Origin of the sequence: Anoxybacillus sp. ST70, assembly GCF_019553625.1 — a bacterium.
GTDB classification, from domain to species: domain Bacteria; phylum Bacillota; class Bacilli; order Bacillales; family Anoxybacillaceae; genus Anoxybacillus; species Anoxybacillus gonensis.
Genome location: NZ_JAHZOF010000014.1, coordinates 13,040 through 28,868, shown reverse-complemented (window position 1 = coordinate 28,868; position 15,829 = coordinate 13,040). Strand labels below are relative to the sequence as shown.

The following is a 15,829-nucleotide window of genomic DNA, read 5'->3' as shown; positions in this document are numbered from 1 at the left end:
CTCCCCCTCACAACGATCGTTTGTACAAGTGTATGAGGGGGAAAAATGGTTTAGAACAAGCTATTCCACTCGCTCTTCTTTTACGATTTCATATAAGGCGCTCGCTTCTTCTTTTTTCGCATGTTCTTGTAAGTCGACCACCTTCACTGTCACATGTTTTTGACCAAATTGAATCATAATTTCATCGCCTATTTTTACTGTTGAACTTGCTTTCGCCTGTTGACCGTTAATAAATACACGTCCTTGTTCAGCTACTTCTTTCGCTAATGTTCTTCTTTTAATAAGTCGGGAAACTTTTAAAAACTTATCGAGTCGCATATTATAACCCCTCCCTTTTTGCTTCTTCCCATATTTCATCTAGCTGGTCTAGCGAATATGATCTCCAATCTTTCCCGCTTTGTTTTACTTTTTGTTCAATGTATTGAAAGCGACGGTGAAACTTTTCGTTCGCCATTGCTAACGCTTCTTCAGGATTGACCTTATAATATCGACATACGTTAATAAGCGCAAACAATAAATCACCAAACTCCATTTTTAATTTTTGTTCATCCATGCGATTGGCTTCTTGTTTCACTTCATTCATTTCTTCTTCCACTTTACGCCACATCGACTCTACTTCCGACCAATCGAAACCGACTTCCGCTGCCTTTTTTTGATATTCGTATGCTCGCAAAGTTCCTGGTAACGCTTTAGCCACATCGTCAAGCAATGAATGAGGCGCACTTTGTTTTTCTGCCTGCTTTATCGCTTGCCAATTACGCACAACCTCTTCAGCATGCTCGACATGAGCATCCCCAAATACGTGTGGATGACGACGAATCATTTTTTCTGTAATGACCCGAATGACATCATCAATCGAGAATATTCCTTCATCTTCTCCAATTTGAGCATGAAGCATGACTTGTAACAATACGTCACCTAATTCTTCAATCATGTTTTCATCGTCTTGCTGATCAATGGCATCAAGAAGCTCATATGCTTCTTCAAGCAAATATTTTTTCAGCGACTCGTGCGTCTGTTTTCGATCCCAAGGACAACCGTTTGGCCCACGCAATGTCGCAATGACACGTCGTAAAGTAATAAAATCGTGATACAACAGTTCATCCGTTTCTACTTTCGGCACATAGACGCTCGTCAAATTGCTAACGGTCATCGCCCGATCAAGCTCGTACAGTGGAACTTTTTCGATGCGCTCTTGTTTACTTCCTGCTGCATAAACGATAAAAACCGGATAATCGTGCGGTAATTTTTCTAATAAAGCTAGTTTGACATCGGATGCAATAAACGAATCATATACTTGGCAAAAAATGATATGATTTCGCAATTGAATTTCGTCCGATTGAAATGAAGTCGCATCAATCAATTGAAACCCTTCAATCGGATCGAGACGAACTGCGGCAAATAACGCATCAAGAAAGCTTTGTCCTCCTTCAATGCGAACGGATATATGATCTCGTTTTTCAAGCAATAACTTTACTGTGCGCTCAGCAACAAGTGGGTGTCCCGGCACAGCATATACGATATCCCCTTTTTTTGCTTCTTCACATAAATAAGCAACAATATGTTCATACACTTGTTCAAATTGATCATATTTTTCATATATATCGTCAAATGATTGAGCGTGTATTCCTTCTGCCTCTAATTGTGCAACAACAGGATGATCTTTTGTTCTCAAAAAGAGGCGCTCCGCTTGTTTTAACGTACGGTACACACCTAAAGACAACTGATCGATATCTCCTGCTCCGAGGCCGACAATTGTAATTGTACCCATGACTATCCAGCCTTTCTTTGTTTGATGTTTGTTAAATAACGACCAAATGGAATAGAAAGCAATTCGCTATCGGTGAAAACCCCTTTTTTAACGATCATTATAATATAAACAAACGCCCCTATAAAAACTCCAACAACTGCTTGAAGCGATGAAAACATCCTTCCTTGATGAACAGGTAACTCGTTCGTTAACATGATGTACCCGATTAAAATGATTGCCATTACTGCAGCCGCTTGCATCGTTCGCATGACCGTAGCGCTCGAAAACAAAGGACGGGACATTCGTTTTTGCACATAAAAAAGAGCGCTTGTACACATGACAACATATGCGATGAATGTTGCCATTGCTGCCCCAACCGTATGCCATAAAGGAACAAGCCATATATTTAATACCCACTTCGTTACCATCCCTATACATACGATGACAAGCGGACGAAATATATCCCCAAGTCCTTGTAAAATAGCAATAAACGTTAACGTTAACGAAGTAAAAAAAATACAAATAGACAAAATCATTAACTCCATCGCACCAGCATGATCTTTAAACAACATAATATTCGCTTGTTTTAATATACAAACTAAACCAACTGCTGCCCCTAATCCAATAACAAACGCTACTCGAACAGCTGTATATATTCCTTCACGTTGTGCTTGTTCACGCGATAACATCGGCACAATTGCTAACGAAAAAGAAGTAGCGGCTACGGTCCCAAGTTGAATGAACGGTTGACCACGATCATAAATTCCTTTCGCCGTTTTAGCTAGCTCATGTAAGCCTGCTTGTTGCAGCAAAGGTAAAAGAGTAAATGAATCAACGAGCTGCATTAAAACAAGCATCATGTTTGCTAAGCAAATCGTCACTCCGTGAATCGCTAAAAATGACAGCACTTTTCGCTTTTCCTGTTTTGGCAACTGTATTCGCGTATAGGCATTCATTCGTCTTCGCAACATATATGCAACGAGAACGAAAAGCGCTGCAAAACTTCCCATGAGCGAGCCAAACATCGCACCAGCTCCTGCTTCATAAACGGTAAAGCCGCGATGAAGCAAAAGAAAAGATAGAAACAAAATGGCTACTACACGTATGAACTGCTCCACGACTTGTGAAACAGCTGTCGGAACCATCTCCTCTCTCCCTTGAAAATATCCGCGCAAAACAGATGTAAATGGGAGAAGCAAAAAGGCAAACGAAATCGCACGAATGAGCGAAGCTAATTGATCATCTCCCATCATGCTCGCAAGAAACGAAGCACCAAAATACAAAACGGAAAACATAGTCATGCTGATGAATGATAAAAAATAAAAAGAAAGCCGCACAACCGCAAACTCATATGTTGACTGTTTATTTTCAGCAATCAGTTTTGAAATCGCAACAGGGTATCCATACGTTGATAAAGCAAGAAAAATACCGTAAAACGGATAAACTTGTTGGTAAATATAAAATCCAACATCGCCCGCAATATTTTGATACGGAATACGATAAAAAGCGCTCAATATTTTTGTAAATAAGGCCGCAAGCGTCAATATGAACGCTCCACGCAACCAATCTTTTCTTTCCATCATCTTTCACCTTTTCACTCGCGTATAATGATACATCAAAAAAAGGTAGCGAGATGCTACCTTTATTGTTCCATTTGACGAGCAAGGAAGCTCGCTGCCGTTTCTGCTGCTTTATGCTCCACTTCGCCAAGTGTTTTATCTTTCGAGAAAATAATAACTGCCCCGATCGGATCTCCTCCGGCAATAATCGGTGCAATCACGTATGATTGCATATGCTCTTCATGGGCTTGGGCAAATGACACGTTTGTTTCTTCCGTATGCAAAACGGACTGACGATCTTCCATCACTTTTTCAACAAGTTCACTGACGCTTTTGTTTAAATATTCTTTTTTCGATCCACCTGCTACTGCAATAAATACATCGCGGTCACAAATGAGCACAGGTTGTCCTAAGCTGTCAAATAGAGCCTCAGCGTACTCTTTTGCAAAGTCGCCTAGTTCGCTAATCGGCGAATACTTTTTCAAAATGACCTCACCATCACGGTCCACAAATATTTCAAGCGGGTCTCCTTCACGAATGCGAAGTGTTCTGCGAATTTCTTTCGGAATGACTACTCGTCCTAAATCATCGATTCGTCGAACAATACCTGTTGCTTTCATCTATCGATGCCTCACTTTCATGTAGTTATTAAAAATGGCACTGGTGAAGCAGTTGAATAATTCACCATTGTTGTGATTAGTATCCGTAACAAACGAAGTTATATACACAATGAAGGGGGATTTTTTTTTAAAAGTGAAAATCCCCCATCTTCATCATTGCCACTTATTTATAAACAATAAACATAAAACAATCAATTATTTTTTAGCATATTTTAACCCTTTTAGCAACTCATAAATGATCATCATCCATTGTTGTGGCTTCATTCCTTTCGCATGAACGACAATTTTAAATCGATCGCCATCCATGCCAAACCCAACATCTCTTCCATACGGTTCACCGAGTTTAAACAATTTGCTGACATCAATTTGCTTTGTCGTTTCTTGTGAGAACAAAATCGTAATATCTTGTTTCGTTTGCTTAATGGACTCAATGAGATGCTGTTTTGCATATATTTTCATTTCTGCGATTTGGAATAAATACGCCACTTCATCTGGATACTCACCGAAACGGTCTAACATTTCTTCACGCAATTGTTCGAGTTCCTCTAACGAGTCAAGTGCGCGGAATCGTTTATACATCTCGATTTTTTGTTGTTCATTTGAAATGTAATGCTCTGGGATATAAGCATCCACTTCTAAATCCATTTCCACTTCAAACGGTTTTTCTTGCTTCATTCCTCGTCGTTCCTCAATAGCTTCTTTCAACATTTGAGAATAAAGCTCAAAACCGACGGAATCAATAAACCCGTGTTGCTGTGCCCCTAATAAGTTCCCAGCTCCTCGAATAGACAAATCGCGCATCGCAATTTTAAATCCTGATCCAAGCTCTGTAAATTCCTTAATTGCCTGTAATCGTTTTTCAGCTATTTCATTTAGCACTTTATCTTTTCGATACGTAAAGTACGCATACGCAATGCGATTGGAACGTCCCACTCGCCCACGCAATTGATACAGTTGGGAAAGTCCCATTTTGTCGGCATCATAAACAATTAACGTATTCACATTCGGAATATCGACACCTGTTTCGATAATCGTTGTACTTACTAACACATCGTACTGTCCTTCTAAAAACGCAAGCATGACCGCCTCTAATTCATGTTCGGACATTCTTCCGTGCGCATACGTGACGCGCGCATCAGGCACGAGCATCGAAATTTCTTCCGCTTTACGATCGATATCTTCAATGCGATTATAAAGGAAAAATACTTGTCCTCCGCGCGCCATTTCGCGCTCAATCGCTTCTCGCACAATGATCGGACTATATTCCATCACATACGTTTGTACGGGGAAACGATTTTCCGGAGGTGTTTCGATGACAGATAAATCGCGGACACCGATAAGCGACATATGCAACGTGCGTGGGATCGGTGTAGCGGTTAATGTTAATACATCGATATTTGTTTTTAGTTGTTTAATTTTTTCTTTATGAGCAACACCGAATCGTTGTTCCTCGTCAATAATTAATAAACCTAAATCTTTAAACGATACATCTTTTGATAAAAGCCTATGCGTACCAATCACCATATCAATCGTGCCGTTTTTTAAACCTTGAATCGTTTCCGCTTGTTGTTTTTTTGTACGGAAACGACTTAATAAACCGACGTTAATCGGGTATCCTTGGAAACGTTCACGGACCGTTTCATAATGTTGCTGGGCTAAAATTGTCGTTGGGACGAGAAATGCGACTTGTTTTCCGTCCATAATCGCTTTAAATGCGGCACGCAATGCGACTTCTGTTTTTCCATAACCAACATCCCCACATAATAACCGATCCATCGGCCGCTCGCTTTCCATGTCCCGTTTAATTTCGCGAATCGAACGAAGCTGATCTTCTGTTTCTTGATATGGGAACGCTGCTTCAAATTCCCGTTGCATTTCATTATCAGGTGAGAAGGCATATCCTTTGCTTGCTTCTCGCTCGGCGTACAGTTTCATTAAATCTTCGGCAATATCTTGAACGGAAGACTCTACTTTCTTTTTTACTTTCTTCCATTCTGTTCCACCTAGTTTGTAAATTTTCGGTTCTTTTCCTTCTGAACCAACATATTTTTGGACGAGATCCATTTGATCAACAGGAACGTATAACGTATCATTCCCTTGATATTGAATATGAATGTAATCTTTATGAATTCCGTTAATTTCTAACGTTTCAATTCCTAAATACTTTCCAATTCCATGATTGACGTGAACGACATAGTCACCAACTTTTAAATCTGTATAACTTTTAATACGTTCCGCATTCGACAATTTTTGACGTCGCATAGGACGTTTCAATCGCTTTTTAAATAGCTCTTCCTCCGTAATGACAGCCAGCTTTTGCATCGACAATTCAAATCCTGCGACGAGCCCAGACGGAACGATTTGACATTTTCCGTGTAATAACGCATCGTCTTTTCCAAGTTGAATCGCATCAATCTCATAATCTTCCAACGTTCGTTTCAGCTTTTTCGCCCGTTCTTCGTCCCCCGCTAGCAACACAACAGCATAGTTTCCCTTTTGCCAACGTTCGATTTCCGCCTTTAACAATTGCATTTGACTATAGAACACTTGCATTTGCTTGCAAGATATATTGACAATATTTTGCGGATGTGTATATGGGATATGACGTAAAAATAAAGACAAATAAATCGTTTGCCTCATCCGTTTTTGTAGCACTTCGGGAAACGAATGAGAAATGGATACGTTTTGTACGATTTTTCCTTCTTCCAATAAGTTCGTATACCACTCTGCCTCTTCTTGTTCGAGTTTTTCAGCTACTTCTTGAATGCGACTCATTTCGTCAATGACAACTACACCGTTGTCTGGAATATAATCTAGCAAACTTGCAGCCGAAGGGTAAAAGAATGAGAAATACTTGTACATTTCTTCGATTGATTTTCCATTTTTCAGCTGTTCCAATTCAAACGACACATGTTCGTATAAACGATTTTTCGTCTTTTCATCATGAATATGCTGCAACGTATCATGAAATTGTACTTCTAGTTTTTGAATAGCTTCAGCCATATGTTGTTGTTCAATAATGAGTTCCGTCGCTGGACCGATGAATACCTCTTCTATTTCAGCTACCGAACGTTGATCGTCAACTGCAAACGTCCGAATTGACTCAATCTCAATATCAAACAACTCAATACGATAAGGAAGTTCTGCAGTGAGAGGATAAATATCAATAATGCCTCCTCGAACGCTAAATTCCCCTGGCGTCGAAACGACCGATACACGCTCATATCCCATCGCAACAAATTGTTGCAAACAACGTTCGACATCCACTTGCTCACCAACACGAAAATGAAGTTGATAACGCTCCCATACATCTTTTGGTGGAAGTAGTCGTCGCAATGCAGCAATTGGAGCGATGACGATTCCTTTCTTTCGTTCACACCAATAGTTCAATACTTCTAAACGTTGTGCTCTCAATTCTGGACTAGCTACAGCTAATTCAGCTGCAATTAATTCATTGACCGGATAAAGAAATACTTCCTCCTCATCCACTAATTGAATCAGATCATCATATATTTTTTGTGCTTGAAATAAATTGTGCGTTACAACGCATAAAGGCCGTTCTGTCTCCTCATACAAAGAAGAAATAAAAACAGAACGGGCTGAACCAGATAACCCTGTTACAAGCTGCTCTTTTAACCCATTACGAATCCCTTCTGCAACCGATTGCATGTCCGCATGATTGATAAAATATTGTCGTAAGCCCCGCAAAAAACTCCCTCCTCTCCAAACATAAATACAAAAACGCTTTGGGAGCCCCAAAGCCAATTATTGAATGAACTTTTCATATTGATGAAGATCAGGATTCCGATCTAATGCCTCTTGGCAATGTTCGCAAATGGATTTGACGTAAACTTCTCCTGAAGGGAGATATTGAATCATATCTAATCGTTCTTCTTCCGTTAACTGATGAAAGCCTAATTGCTCACTTTCTAAATCGAGCACATCAAGCGTCCCCATTTTCATGCCGCAATGGCGGCAATAATAGTGTAATGCCATATCGTACCCCCTCCTAAATGGTTAATTTAATCGAATACATTTTGAACCATTTAGGAGGAAATTATTCAACTACTTATTGAATTCATTCATCACTTGAGCGAACGGAATTTGTAACGATCGCTCGCACGCATCAGCGGCCTTTTGAATCGCTTGATCAATATTTATTTTTTCTTCAGCTGTAAACCGACCTAATACGTAGTCGCTCACTTTCATCCCGTTTTTCGGGCGATCGATACCGATGCGGATACGTTTAAATTGCTCTGTTTTCAAATGATGAATAAGTGATTTCATCCCATTATGCCCGCCTGCACTTCCTTTTGGTCGTAAGCGAACCGTCCCTGTCGGTAAGTCTAAGTCGTCATAAATGACAATGACATCATCGACATCAATGTCATAATAATCCATCAATGGTCGAACACATTCGCCCGATAAGTTCATATATGTAAGCGGTTTGCATAATATGACTTTTTCTCCTGAAATGATACCACTTGCAAATATACCTTGAAACTTCGTTTGATTGAGGGCAAAACCCCAGCGATGAGCAAGTTCGTCAACGACCATAAAACCTACATTATGTCTCGTTTGCTCGTACTCTTTTCCTGGGTTGCCTAAACCAACAAACAGTTTTGCCATTTCCCCTGCTCCTTCTCTCCATACTGCAAAAGACGTAACCAATGATGGCTACGTCCGTCACGGCGTTGTTTCGCGTCCTTCTTCCGATTCCGGTTTTCCTGGTTCTTGTTCTTCACCGCTATGAATTTCTTCTTCTTGCTTCGGTGGCAAGATCGATGCGATCACTTCTGTCGGATCATGATTCATTTCGTAAACACCGTTCGTTTGAATATGTGAAACTGTAATGACATCGCCTACTTGTAAATTTGTTATGTCTATATCGATAGACGGTGGAATATTGGACGGTAGCGCCCGAATGGACAATTGATGCATGGCCTGTTGCAGTACGCCACCGTCTTTTACACCTGCTGCTTCACCAATCAAATGAATAGGAACGTGAACATCAATTTCTGTCTTTGCATCAACCGCTAAAAAGTCAATATGAATCACATCATGGCGAATCGGATGCTTTTGCATATCGCGAACGATGATGCGAATATGATCGTCATTTAATTGAGCATCTAAAAGACCGCTCCCGCCAACAGCCCGCCATTGTTTCAAAAACTCGGCCGCATCAACAAAAACAGGTTGGCTATTCGTCTTTTTTCCGTACAAAACAGCTGGGATGTGACCGTGTTTTCGCATTTGTTTCACATAAGAACGTCGATGATCTGTACGTAATTGAAGTTGTAACAATGAAATCACCTTCCTATTTTAGAATCGCTCATAGCTTCCCCTAAAATAGGAAGGTCTAAACGCCATTAATCGAACAATGCGCTAATCGATTGTTCTTCGTGTACACGAATAATTGCTTCACCGATAAGCGGAGCAACAGATAGCTCTACAATTTTATTCATTTTCTTTTCTTCAGGAATAGCAATTGTATTCGTTACGACAAGCTCTTTAATTTTCGAGTTTTGAATTCGTTCAATCGCTGGACCTGATAAGACAGGGTGCGTACAACATGCATACACTTCTTTCGCCCCATGCTCAGCTAACGCATTTGCTGCTAAAGTAATTGTTCCAGCTGTATCAATAATATCGTCCACTAAAATCGTCGTTTTCCCTTGCACATTACCAATAATGTTCATCACTTCTGCCACATTTGGTTTTGGACGGCGTTTGTCAATAATGGCAATAGGTGCTTTTAGGCGATCTGCCATTTTTCGTGCGCGCGTCACACCGCCATGGTCTGGAGAAACAATAACAATATCATCAAGTTGTTTTTCTTTAAAGTAATCTGCTAAAATCGGAACACCCATTAAGTGATCGATTGGAATATCAAAAAACCCTTGAATTTGTGGTGCGTGCAAATCAAGTGTAATGACGCGAGAAGCACCCGCTGTTTCTAATAAATTGGCAACCAATTTTGCAGTGATCGGCTCGCGAGAACGGGCTTTCCGATCTTGACGAGCATATCCGTAGTACGGCATAACGATATTAATTGTTTTAGCAGACGCTCGCTTTAATGCGTCAATCATAATAAGTAGTTCCATCAAATGTTCATTTACAGGGGCGCTTGTTGATTGAATAACATAAACATCGCAACCACGAATACTTTCTTCAATGTTAATTTGAATTTCCCCGTCGCTAAAACGAGAAACGGAACATTTTCCTAGTTCAACACCAATGACTTTTGCGATTTCTTGGGCTAAAATCGGATTCGAATTTAACGAAAATAACTTTAAATTAGAATTCAAATACTGAGACATGGGTAAGTAAACCTCCATTAGGATTTTTTCTTTTCTTGTAGACGTTCAACATAATTTTCTTTATTTGTTTGCCGAGCGCGCGCAATAGCTAAAGCGCGGTTAGGTACATCATCGGTAATAGTTGAGCCAGCCGCTACGTATGCTCCGCTTCCTACAACGACAGGGGCAATCAAGTTCGAGTTGCAACCGATAAACGCACCATCTTCAATTTTTGTCACATATTTATTTACCCCATCATAATTTACCGTAATCGTACCACAACCGATATTTACATCAGCACCTACTTCAGCATCTCCGATATAGCTTAAGTGCGATGCTTTACTTCCATTTCCAAACGTCGCTTTTTTAATTTCAACGAAGTTTCCGATTCTCACATCGTCGCCAATTTTAGATAGCGGACGAATGTGGGCAAATGGACCGATCGTTACATCTTTGCCTACTTCGCTGTCATGTACAACAGAATGACGAATCGATGTATTGTCACCAATACGACTATTTTTAATTTCGCTATTCGGTCCGATGATGCAATTTTCACCAATTACCGTATAGCCTTCAATCCATGTCCCAGGATAAATGATCGTATCCTGTCCAATGTGCACATCAGGTGCTATATACGTATGCTCAGGATCAATGATTGTCACACCATTTGCCATATGTTGTCGGTGAATGCGCATACGCATAATTTTTTCTGCTTGAGCAAGTGCAATGCGGTCATTCACACCTAACGTTTCTTCAAATATTGGCGTTTCGTACGCTGAAATGATTTCGCCTTGTTTTTTCAAAATTTCGATGACATCTGGTAAATAATATTCCCCTTGCGCATTATCGTTCGACACTTTCGTAAGCGCTTCAAATAGCGCACGATTATCAAAACAATACGTTCCTGTATTAATTTCACGAATCATTCGCTCTTCTTCTGTTGCATCTTTATGTTCTACAATTTTTTCGACATGTCCATCTTGATTGCGGACAATGCGACCATATCCAGTTGGATCTTCTGCAAGGGCGGTTAAAATAGTTGCTTTCGCTTTCGTCTGTAAATGATGTTGTAAAAGCGCTTCCATCGTTTCTGAGGTGATCAGTGGTGTATCTCCGCAAACAACGAGAGTCACACCATCTTTATCAGCTAAATGAGGTGCTGCTTGCATGACAGCATGTGCTGTCCCAAGCTGTTGTTCTTGAATGACGTACTCACTTTGATTGCCGAGTTGTTCTTTGACTCGTTCTGCTCCAAAACCAACAACTGTAATTAATCGATCGACATGTAACGTAGAAATTGCATCTACTACATGTTGTACCATCGGCTTCCCACAGACAGGGTGTAACACTTTATAAAGCTTTGAACGCATACGCGTCCCCTGTCCAGCCGCTAAAATGATCGCATATCGTTTCATCGTAAGGCCTCCATACCTCTCTTTATCCATATTGAATATATATCAATTATGTATGTATTTCAAGGAAACATTGTCATCTACCAAAAAAATTCATCATTTTCACTATATGTTCTTTACTAATAGGATGAACGTGATTTTCATATGAAAAGGACCCTTTTTTAACGAAAGGGTCCTCTTGTTATGATTACGAAGCACCTGCTTCTTCAAGCTCTTTTTCCAACTCACCAGCACGGTGATATTCAGCTAAAACAGCTTCTTGAATTTTCCCGCGGGTTGTTGAGTTAATTGGATGAGCGATGTCACGGAATTCCCCGTCAGGAGTACGCTTGCTTGGCATTGCGACAAACAAGCCGTTATTGCCTTCAATCACGCGGATATCATGAACGACAAATTCATGATCCAACGTAATCGAAGCAATCGCTCTCATACGTCCTTCGGTATTCACGCGGCGTAATCTCACGTCAGTCACTTCCATTCTGTTCACCACCTTTTCCCTATATAAGAACTTAAGTGAATTTATTCCACGTCGTTTTTTATTTTCCTGCTAACATAAAAAAATTTTTTTACGATTGTTTGACAAGCGCAACGACTTCGATTTCAATTAACGCATCTTTTGGTAAGCGGGCAACTTCAACAGCGGAACGCGCTGGTTTATGATCGAGAAAATATTGCCCATATACTTCATTCATCGCTGCAAAATCATTCATGTCTTTTAAAAACACTGTTGTTTTTACAACTGTTTCTAAAGACGCTCCTGCCGCTTCAAGTACGGCTTGTAAGTTTTTGAATACTTGATGCGTTTGTGCTTGAATGTCTCCTTGTACCATTTCTCCTTCCGGCGTTAAAGCAATTTGCCCAGAGCTGTAAAACATATTGTTAACGATAATACCTTGGGAGTATGGTCCAATCGCTTGTGGAGCTTGATTTGTGTGCACAACTTTCATGTCTCTTCCTCCTGTATGTAAAAATCATTTATTTTTATTTGACAAAATGAAAGTAGTTTCCTTCTTCTACGGTAATTTGTTTTTCTTTGACATTCACAGACGTTAGTTTCACAAGGGAAACATATTCATCAACGAGTCGTTCTTCTGCTTCTTCCGACTCAACGAGCACACCAATGCCAACAACGTTTGCACGAAACTCTGAAAGCAAACTAATCATACCGTTAATTGTTCCACCAGCTTTCATAAAATCATCAACAATTAAGACATTTGATCCTTCTCTTAAACTCCGCTTAGATAAAACCATCGTTTGAATGCGTTTTGATGAACCGGACACGTAATTGATGCTGACCATTGATCCTTCCGTTACTTTACTATCACGACGAATAATGACGACAGGTACATTTAAAAAACTCGCAACTGCATAAGCTAACGGAATTCCTTTTGTAGCAACCGTTACAACAAAATCAATATGTTCATGCGCAAACGCAGAAGCATATAGACGCCCAATTTGGTTGACGATGCGCGTATCACCGAGCAAATCCGTCATGTACAAATATCCCCCTGGTAATAATCGCTCAGGGTCTGCTAGGCTTGTACATAATTGCTGAATAAATTGTTTTGCTTCTGCTTCCGACATTTTCGGGACATATTGCACTCCTCCGGCAGCCCCAGGGAGCGTGCGCAACAAACCGATTCCTTGTTGTTCAAACGTTTGCTTAATAATAGCTAAATCTTCACTAATAGACGATTTTGCTGATCCATATCGCTCTGCAAAAAAAGTCAGCGGTACAAGTTGATGTGGGTGATAAAGCAAATAGTGCGTCATATCCACAAGCCGACTGCTTCGCCTTAATTTCATGTGATAACCTCCTTATTGTTCGTGCCTTTCCCCGATTAATCGAACAGCATATACGTGTTCACAAAAGCCCCGCAACCCGTTATATACACGTTGCAAACGTGAATCGTGTTGAACAAGGCCAAATACGGTTGGACCACTGCCACTCATTAACGATACATCTGCTCCAAAACGCTTCATTTGTTCTTTAATTTGAGCTACTTCCGGATGCATGTTTAATGTGACACTTTCTAGCACGTTCCCCGCAAGTGCACAAATTTTTTCGTAATTTTTCTCTTTAATGGCCGCAACCATTCCATCTACATTCGGATGATCAACGGATTGTAAATTTAAATTGCGATACACATCCGCTGTTGATACCCCGATTGTGGGCTTAGCTAAAATGACCCAACTTGGCGGAGGGGCAGGAATATGTTCAATTTTTTCCCCACGTCCTGTTGCAACCGCCGTTCCCCCATATACACAAAACGGAACGTCTGAACCGATCTCTGCGCCAATTTCGGCAAGCTCATCTAAACTTAAACCTAACCCCCAAAGTTTATTTAATCCGCGCAACGTTGCAGCTGCATCGCTACTCCCACCCGCAAGACCTGCTGCAACAGGGATGCATTTCGTAATAGAAATGGCTACGCCGCGACGAACGCCAAACTTTTCTTTTAACAATTTTGCAGCTTGATACGCTAAATTTCGTTCATCATCCGGCACAAAACGATTGTGGGAGATAATTTGAATCTTATCACAATATAAATCCGCTAACTCTACACGGTCAGCTAAGTCAATTGTCGTCATCACCATTTTGACTTCATGATAACCGTCCGGACGCTTATGTAAGACATCAAGAGATAAATTAATTTTCGCTGGTGCTTTCACTAACAACCTCAACCTGTTCACCTACTTTTCCGACTTCAAACTCCTATCGACATTTTACCACAAAAAATAGTGAACAAATACGTGCCTTTTCAATAGCTACAAAAAAAGAGACAACCGATATAGGTCGCCTCCTTCACTATCATGAATGTGAGCTGCTCATCGCTACTTGTTCGTCATCGAAAAATGTAAGCTGCACCGTCTCTGTCAATACGTCTGCATAACTATATGATACACGTTCAAAAGCGTTTTCTTCTTGATCGAGTTCAACGACAAATACGGACGGATATGTTTGGGCCAACACGCCGCAACGCTCGATTGTCTTTCGACGCCCACCGTTCGCTTTCAACGTCAATCTTTTACCGAGATTCGAATCCAACACTTTTTTAATTTCCGACAATGTTTTTCCCATCGTATCCACCTCACTATTACGTAGTATAACAAACAGAAATGAATAAGTCAAAAAATAAGAATTATATCAACAAAAAATATTTTATGTCAATACTTTTGTTTTTATTATGGACAATAATAAAAACAAATTATGTATAAAAAGTGTTAAAAAACAAAATCATATTGCCTTATCTTGTCTTTTTACCACAACGGCAAAAAGACAAGAGGCATTTGTTTATGTTTGCTCAGCAATCGTCCGAAACGGCATTCCTGTTCGCAAAACGCCTCGCGTTTCAACACCGCCAAGCCCTTTTTCCCCCGTTAATGTATTTCTTAACACATCCCATACATTGACACGATCCATAAAAGGAGTAAAACTAACACGTGAAACAATATATACAGGATCAAGCGCATGAATATTGACGCGTGCAGGCGAGCTAGCAAAGTTCGCACCTGCTCGAATAAGCGATTCGAAATGAGATTGACAAGCCCCAGCAAAAATGACGAGTTGATCGAGATTCGGAATTTTTTTGCGTGCCTGTCGCACCGTTTGCACAAAATATTTCGAATGACGATACGCTTTTAAATCGTCCACTGATCCTTTTGATTTTGAATATGCATCATGCCCAGTGACAACTAAAATATCTGGACGCACTTGTTCAAGTAGCGGAATAATCCGATCAGGCATGTCTGTTTCGTGACAATGAACACCATATACCGGAACACCAATTCGTTCATACAACTGCATACATTTTCGTAAATAAAGCGGGTCTCCATCGATATGAAGCACTCGTCCTGGCAGTTGGAAAAAATCCATTTTCACTTCGTATCCACCAGTCGCTTCATATTCGCTTTTTTCCCGCAACAATCGATAATCTTGACGCAGCAATTTATAACATTGCTCAATATGTTGTTTCTCCTTTTCTTCTCGCTTCTTCTTTTCTCGCTCATCAATAACAACTAAATCGGAAAATGGAGCGTCCGCTATAAGTCGAACGTCTTCTCCATATAAAATTGCTTCTTTTTCTCCTTCTTTTTCTTTTATATCAATGACTCGAAACAAAATATCATATTCATACGATTTTCGCGCAACAATGTCACCAATTTGAATCATACACGCCCGCCCTTT

The 15,829-nt window shown here is 40.3% G+C and carries 16 protein-coding genes; all 16 read right to left on the bottom strand.

From position 1 onward, the window contains the following. Window positions 1-60: 60 nt before the first annotated feature. The 16 genes from K1I43_RS14205 to yabG all read right to left on the bottom strand — a co-directional run bounded on the left by K1I43_RS14205 (window position 61) and on the right by yabG (window position 15,814). A complete protein-coding gene (locus tag K1I43_RS14205; protein ID WP_009360765.1) occupies window positions 61-318 on the bottom strand; it encodes an RNA-binding S4 domain-containing protein in 258 nt (85 codons plus the stop codon). A 1-nt stretch (window position 319) separates the two neighbouring features. Continuing rightward, a complete protein-coding gene (gene yabN / locus K1I43_RS14200; protein WP_019418045.1) occupies window positions 320-1,771 on the bottom strand; it encodes a bifunctional methyltransferase/pyrophosphohydrolase YabN in 1,452 nt (483 codons plus the stop codon). Window positions 1,772-1,773: 2 nt separating this feature from the next. Continuing rightward, entirely contained in the window at window positions 1,774-3,330 is a 1,557-nt protein-coding gene (locus K1I43_RS14195; RefSeq protein ID WP_019418046.1) for a putative polysaccharide biosynthesis protein, read from the bottom strand. 62 nt (window positions 3,331-3,392) lie between these two features. Then, window positions 3,393-3,929: a stage V sporulation protein T gene (gene spoVT / locus K1I43_RS14190; RefSeq protein WP_009360768.1), complete on the bottom strand. Its 537-nt coding sequence runs from the start codon at window positions 3,927-3,929 to the stop codon at window positions 3,393-3,395. A 195-nt stretch (window positions 3,930-4,124) separates the two neighbouring features. Next, window positions 4,125-7,637, bottom strand: coding sequence for a transcription-repair coupling factor (mfd, locus tag K1I43_RS14185; RefSeq protein WP_026011754.1), 3,513 nt, complete (start codon window positions 7,635-7,637; stop codon window positions 4,125-4,127). A gap of 57 nt (window positions 7,638-7,694) precedes the next feature. Continuing rightward, the gene (fin, locus tag K1I43_RS14180) at window positions 7,695-7,925 is read right to left on the bottom strand and encodes an anti-sigma-F factor Fin (protein WP_009360770.1); all 231 of its coding nucleotides are present in this window, start codon (window positions 7,923-7,925) and stop codon (window positions 7,695-7,697) included. 69 nt (window positions 7,926-7,994) lie between these two features. Continuing rightward, on the bottom strand, window positions 7,995-8,558 hold the full coding sequence (gene pth / locus K1I43_RS14175) for an aminoacyl-tRNA hydrolase (protein WP_033383528.1): 564 nt from the start codon (window positions 8,556-8,558) through the stop codon (window positions 7,995-7,997). 57 nt (window positions 8,559-8,615) lie between these two features. Continuing rightward, complete coding sequence (locus tag K1I43_RS14170; RefSeq protein WP_019418048.1) at window positions 8,616-9,242, bottom strand: 50S ribosomal protein L25/general stress protein Ctc; 627 nt, start codon at window positions 9,240-9,242, stop codon at window positions 8,616-8,618. 56 nt (window positions 9,243-9,298) lie between these two features. Beyond that, window positions 9,299-10,249, bottom strand: coding sequence for a ribose-phosphate diphosphokinase (locus tag K1I43_RS14165; RefSeq protein WP_009360773.1), 951 nt, complete (start codon window positions 10,247-10,249; stop codon window positions 9,299-9,301). Window positions 10,250-10,266: 17 nt separating this feature from the next. Continuing rightward, a complete protein-coding gene (gene glmU, locus K1I43_RS14160) occupies window positions 10,267-11,643 on the bottom strand; it encodes a bifunctional UDP-N-acetylglucosamine diphosphorylase/glucosamine-1-phosphate N-acetyltransferase GlmU (RefSeq protein ID WP_009360774.1) in 1,377 nt (458 codons plus the stop codon). A 184-nt stretch (window positions 11,644-11,827) separates the two neighbouring features. Continuing rightward, a complete protein-coding gene (gene spoVG, locus K1I43_RS14155; RefSeq protein WP_003398210.1) occupies window positions 11,828-12,118 on the bottom strand; it encodes a septation regulator SpoVG in 291 nt (96 codons plus the stop codon). A gap of 88 nt (window positions 12,119-12,206) precedes the next feature. Then, window positions 12,207-12,587, bottom strand: coding sequence for a RidA family protein (locus K1I43_RS14150; RefSeq protein WP_019418050.1), 381 nt, complete (start codon window positions 12,585-12,587; stop codon window positions 12,207-12,209). A 34-nt stretch (window positions 12,588-12,621) separates the two neighbouring features. Beyond that, on the bottom strand, window positions 12,622-13,446 hold the full coding sequence (gene purR, locus K1I43_RS14145) for a pur operon repressor (RefSeq protein WP_019418051.1): 825 nt from the start codon (window positions 13,444-13,446) through the stop codon (window positions 12,622-12,624). A 12-nt stretch (window positions 13,447-13,458) separates the two neighbouring features. Further along, a complete protein-coding gene (gene ispE / locus K1I43_RS14140; protein WP_026011756.1) occupies window positions 13,459-14,325 on the bottom strand; it encodes a 4-(cytidine 5'-diphospho)-2-C-methyl-D-erythritol kinase in 867 nt (288 codons plus the stop codon). 127 nt (window positions 14,326-14,452) lie between these two features. Then, complete coding sequence (gene veg / locus K1I43_RS14135; protein ID WP_009360777.1) at window positions 14,453-14,722, bottom strand: biofilm formation stimulator Veg; 270 nt, start codon at window positions 14,720-14,722, stop codon at window positions 14,453-14,455. A gap of 213 nt (window positions 14,723-14,935) precedes the next feature. Further along, the gene (yabG, locus tag K1I43_RS14130; protein ID WP_009360778.1) at window positions 14,936-15,814 is read right to left on the bottom strand and encodes a sporulation peptidase YabG; all 879 of its coding nucleotides are present in this window, start codon (window positions 15,812-15,814) and stop codon (window positions 14,936-14,938) included. Window positions 15,815-15,829: the final 15 nt, after the last annotated feature.

Coding starts and splice junctions, on each gene's coding strand:
- K1I43_RS14205 (WP_009360765.1), bottom strand. CDS start 318: ATGCGACTCGATAAGTTTTTAAAAGTTTCCCGACTTATTAAAAGAAGA.
- yabN (WP_019418045.1), bottom strand. CDS start 1,771: ATGGGTACAATTACAATTGTCGGCCTCGGAGCAGGAGATATCGATCAG.
- K1I43_RS14195 (WP_019418046.1), bottom strand. CDS start 3,330: ATGGAAAGAAAAGATTGGTTGCGTGGAGCGTTCATATTGACGCTTGCG.
- spoVT (WP_009360768.1), bottom strand. CDS start 3,929: ATGAAAGCAACAGGTATTGTTCGACGAATCGATGATTTAGGACGAGTA.
- fin (WP_009360770.1), bottom strand. CDS start 7,925: ATGGCATTACACTATTATTGCCGCCATTGCGGCATGAAAATGGGGACG.
- pth (WP_033383528.1), bottom strand. CDS start 8,558: ATGGCAAAACTGTTTGTTGGTTTAGGCAACCCAGGAAAAGAGTACGAG.
- K1I43_RS14165 (WP_009360773.1), bottom strand. CDS start 10,249: ATGTCTCAGTATTTGAATTCTAATTTAAAGTTATTTTCGTTAAATTCG.
- glmU (WP_009360774.1), bottom strand. CDS start 11,643: ATGAAACGATATGCGATCATTTTAGCGGCTGGACAGGGGACGCGTATG.
- spoVG (WP_003398210.1), bottom strand. CDS start 12,118: ATGGAAGTGACTGACGTGAGATTACGCCGCGTGAATACCGAAGGACGT.
- K1I43_RS14150 (WP_019418050.1), bottom strand. CDS start 12,587: ATGAAAGTTGTGCACACAAATCAAGCTCCACAAGCGATTGGACCATAC.
- purR (WP_019418051.1), bottom strand. CDS start 13,446: ATGAAATTAAGGCGAAGCAGTCGGCTTGTGGATATGACGCACTATTTG.
- veg (WP_009360777.1), bottom strand. CDS start 14,722: ATGGGAAAAACATTGTCGGAAATTAAAAAAGTGTTGGATTCGAATCTC.
- yabG (WP_009360778.1), bottom strand. CDS start 15,814: ATGATTCAAATTGGTGACATTGTTGCGCGAAAATCGTATGAATATGAT.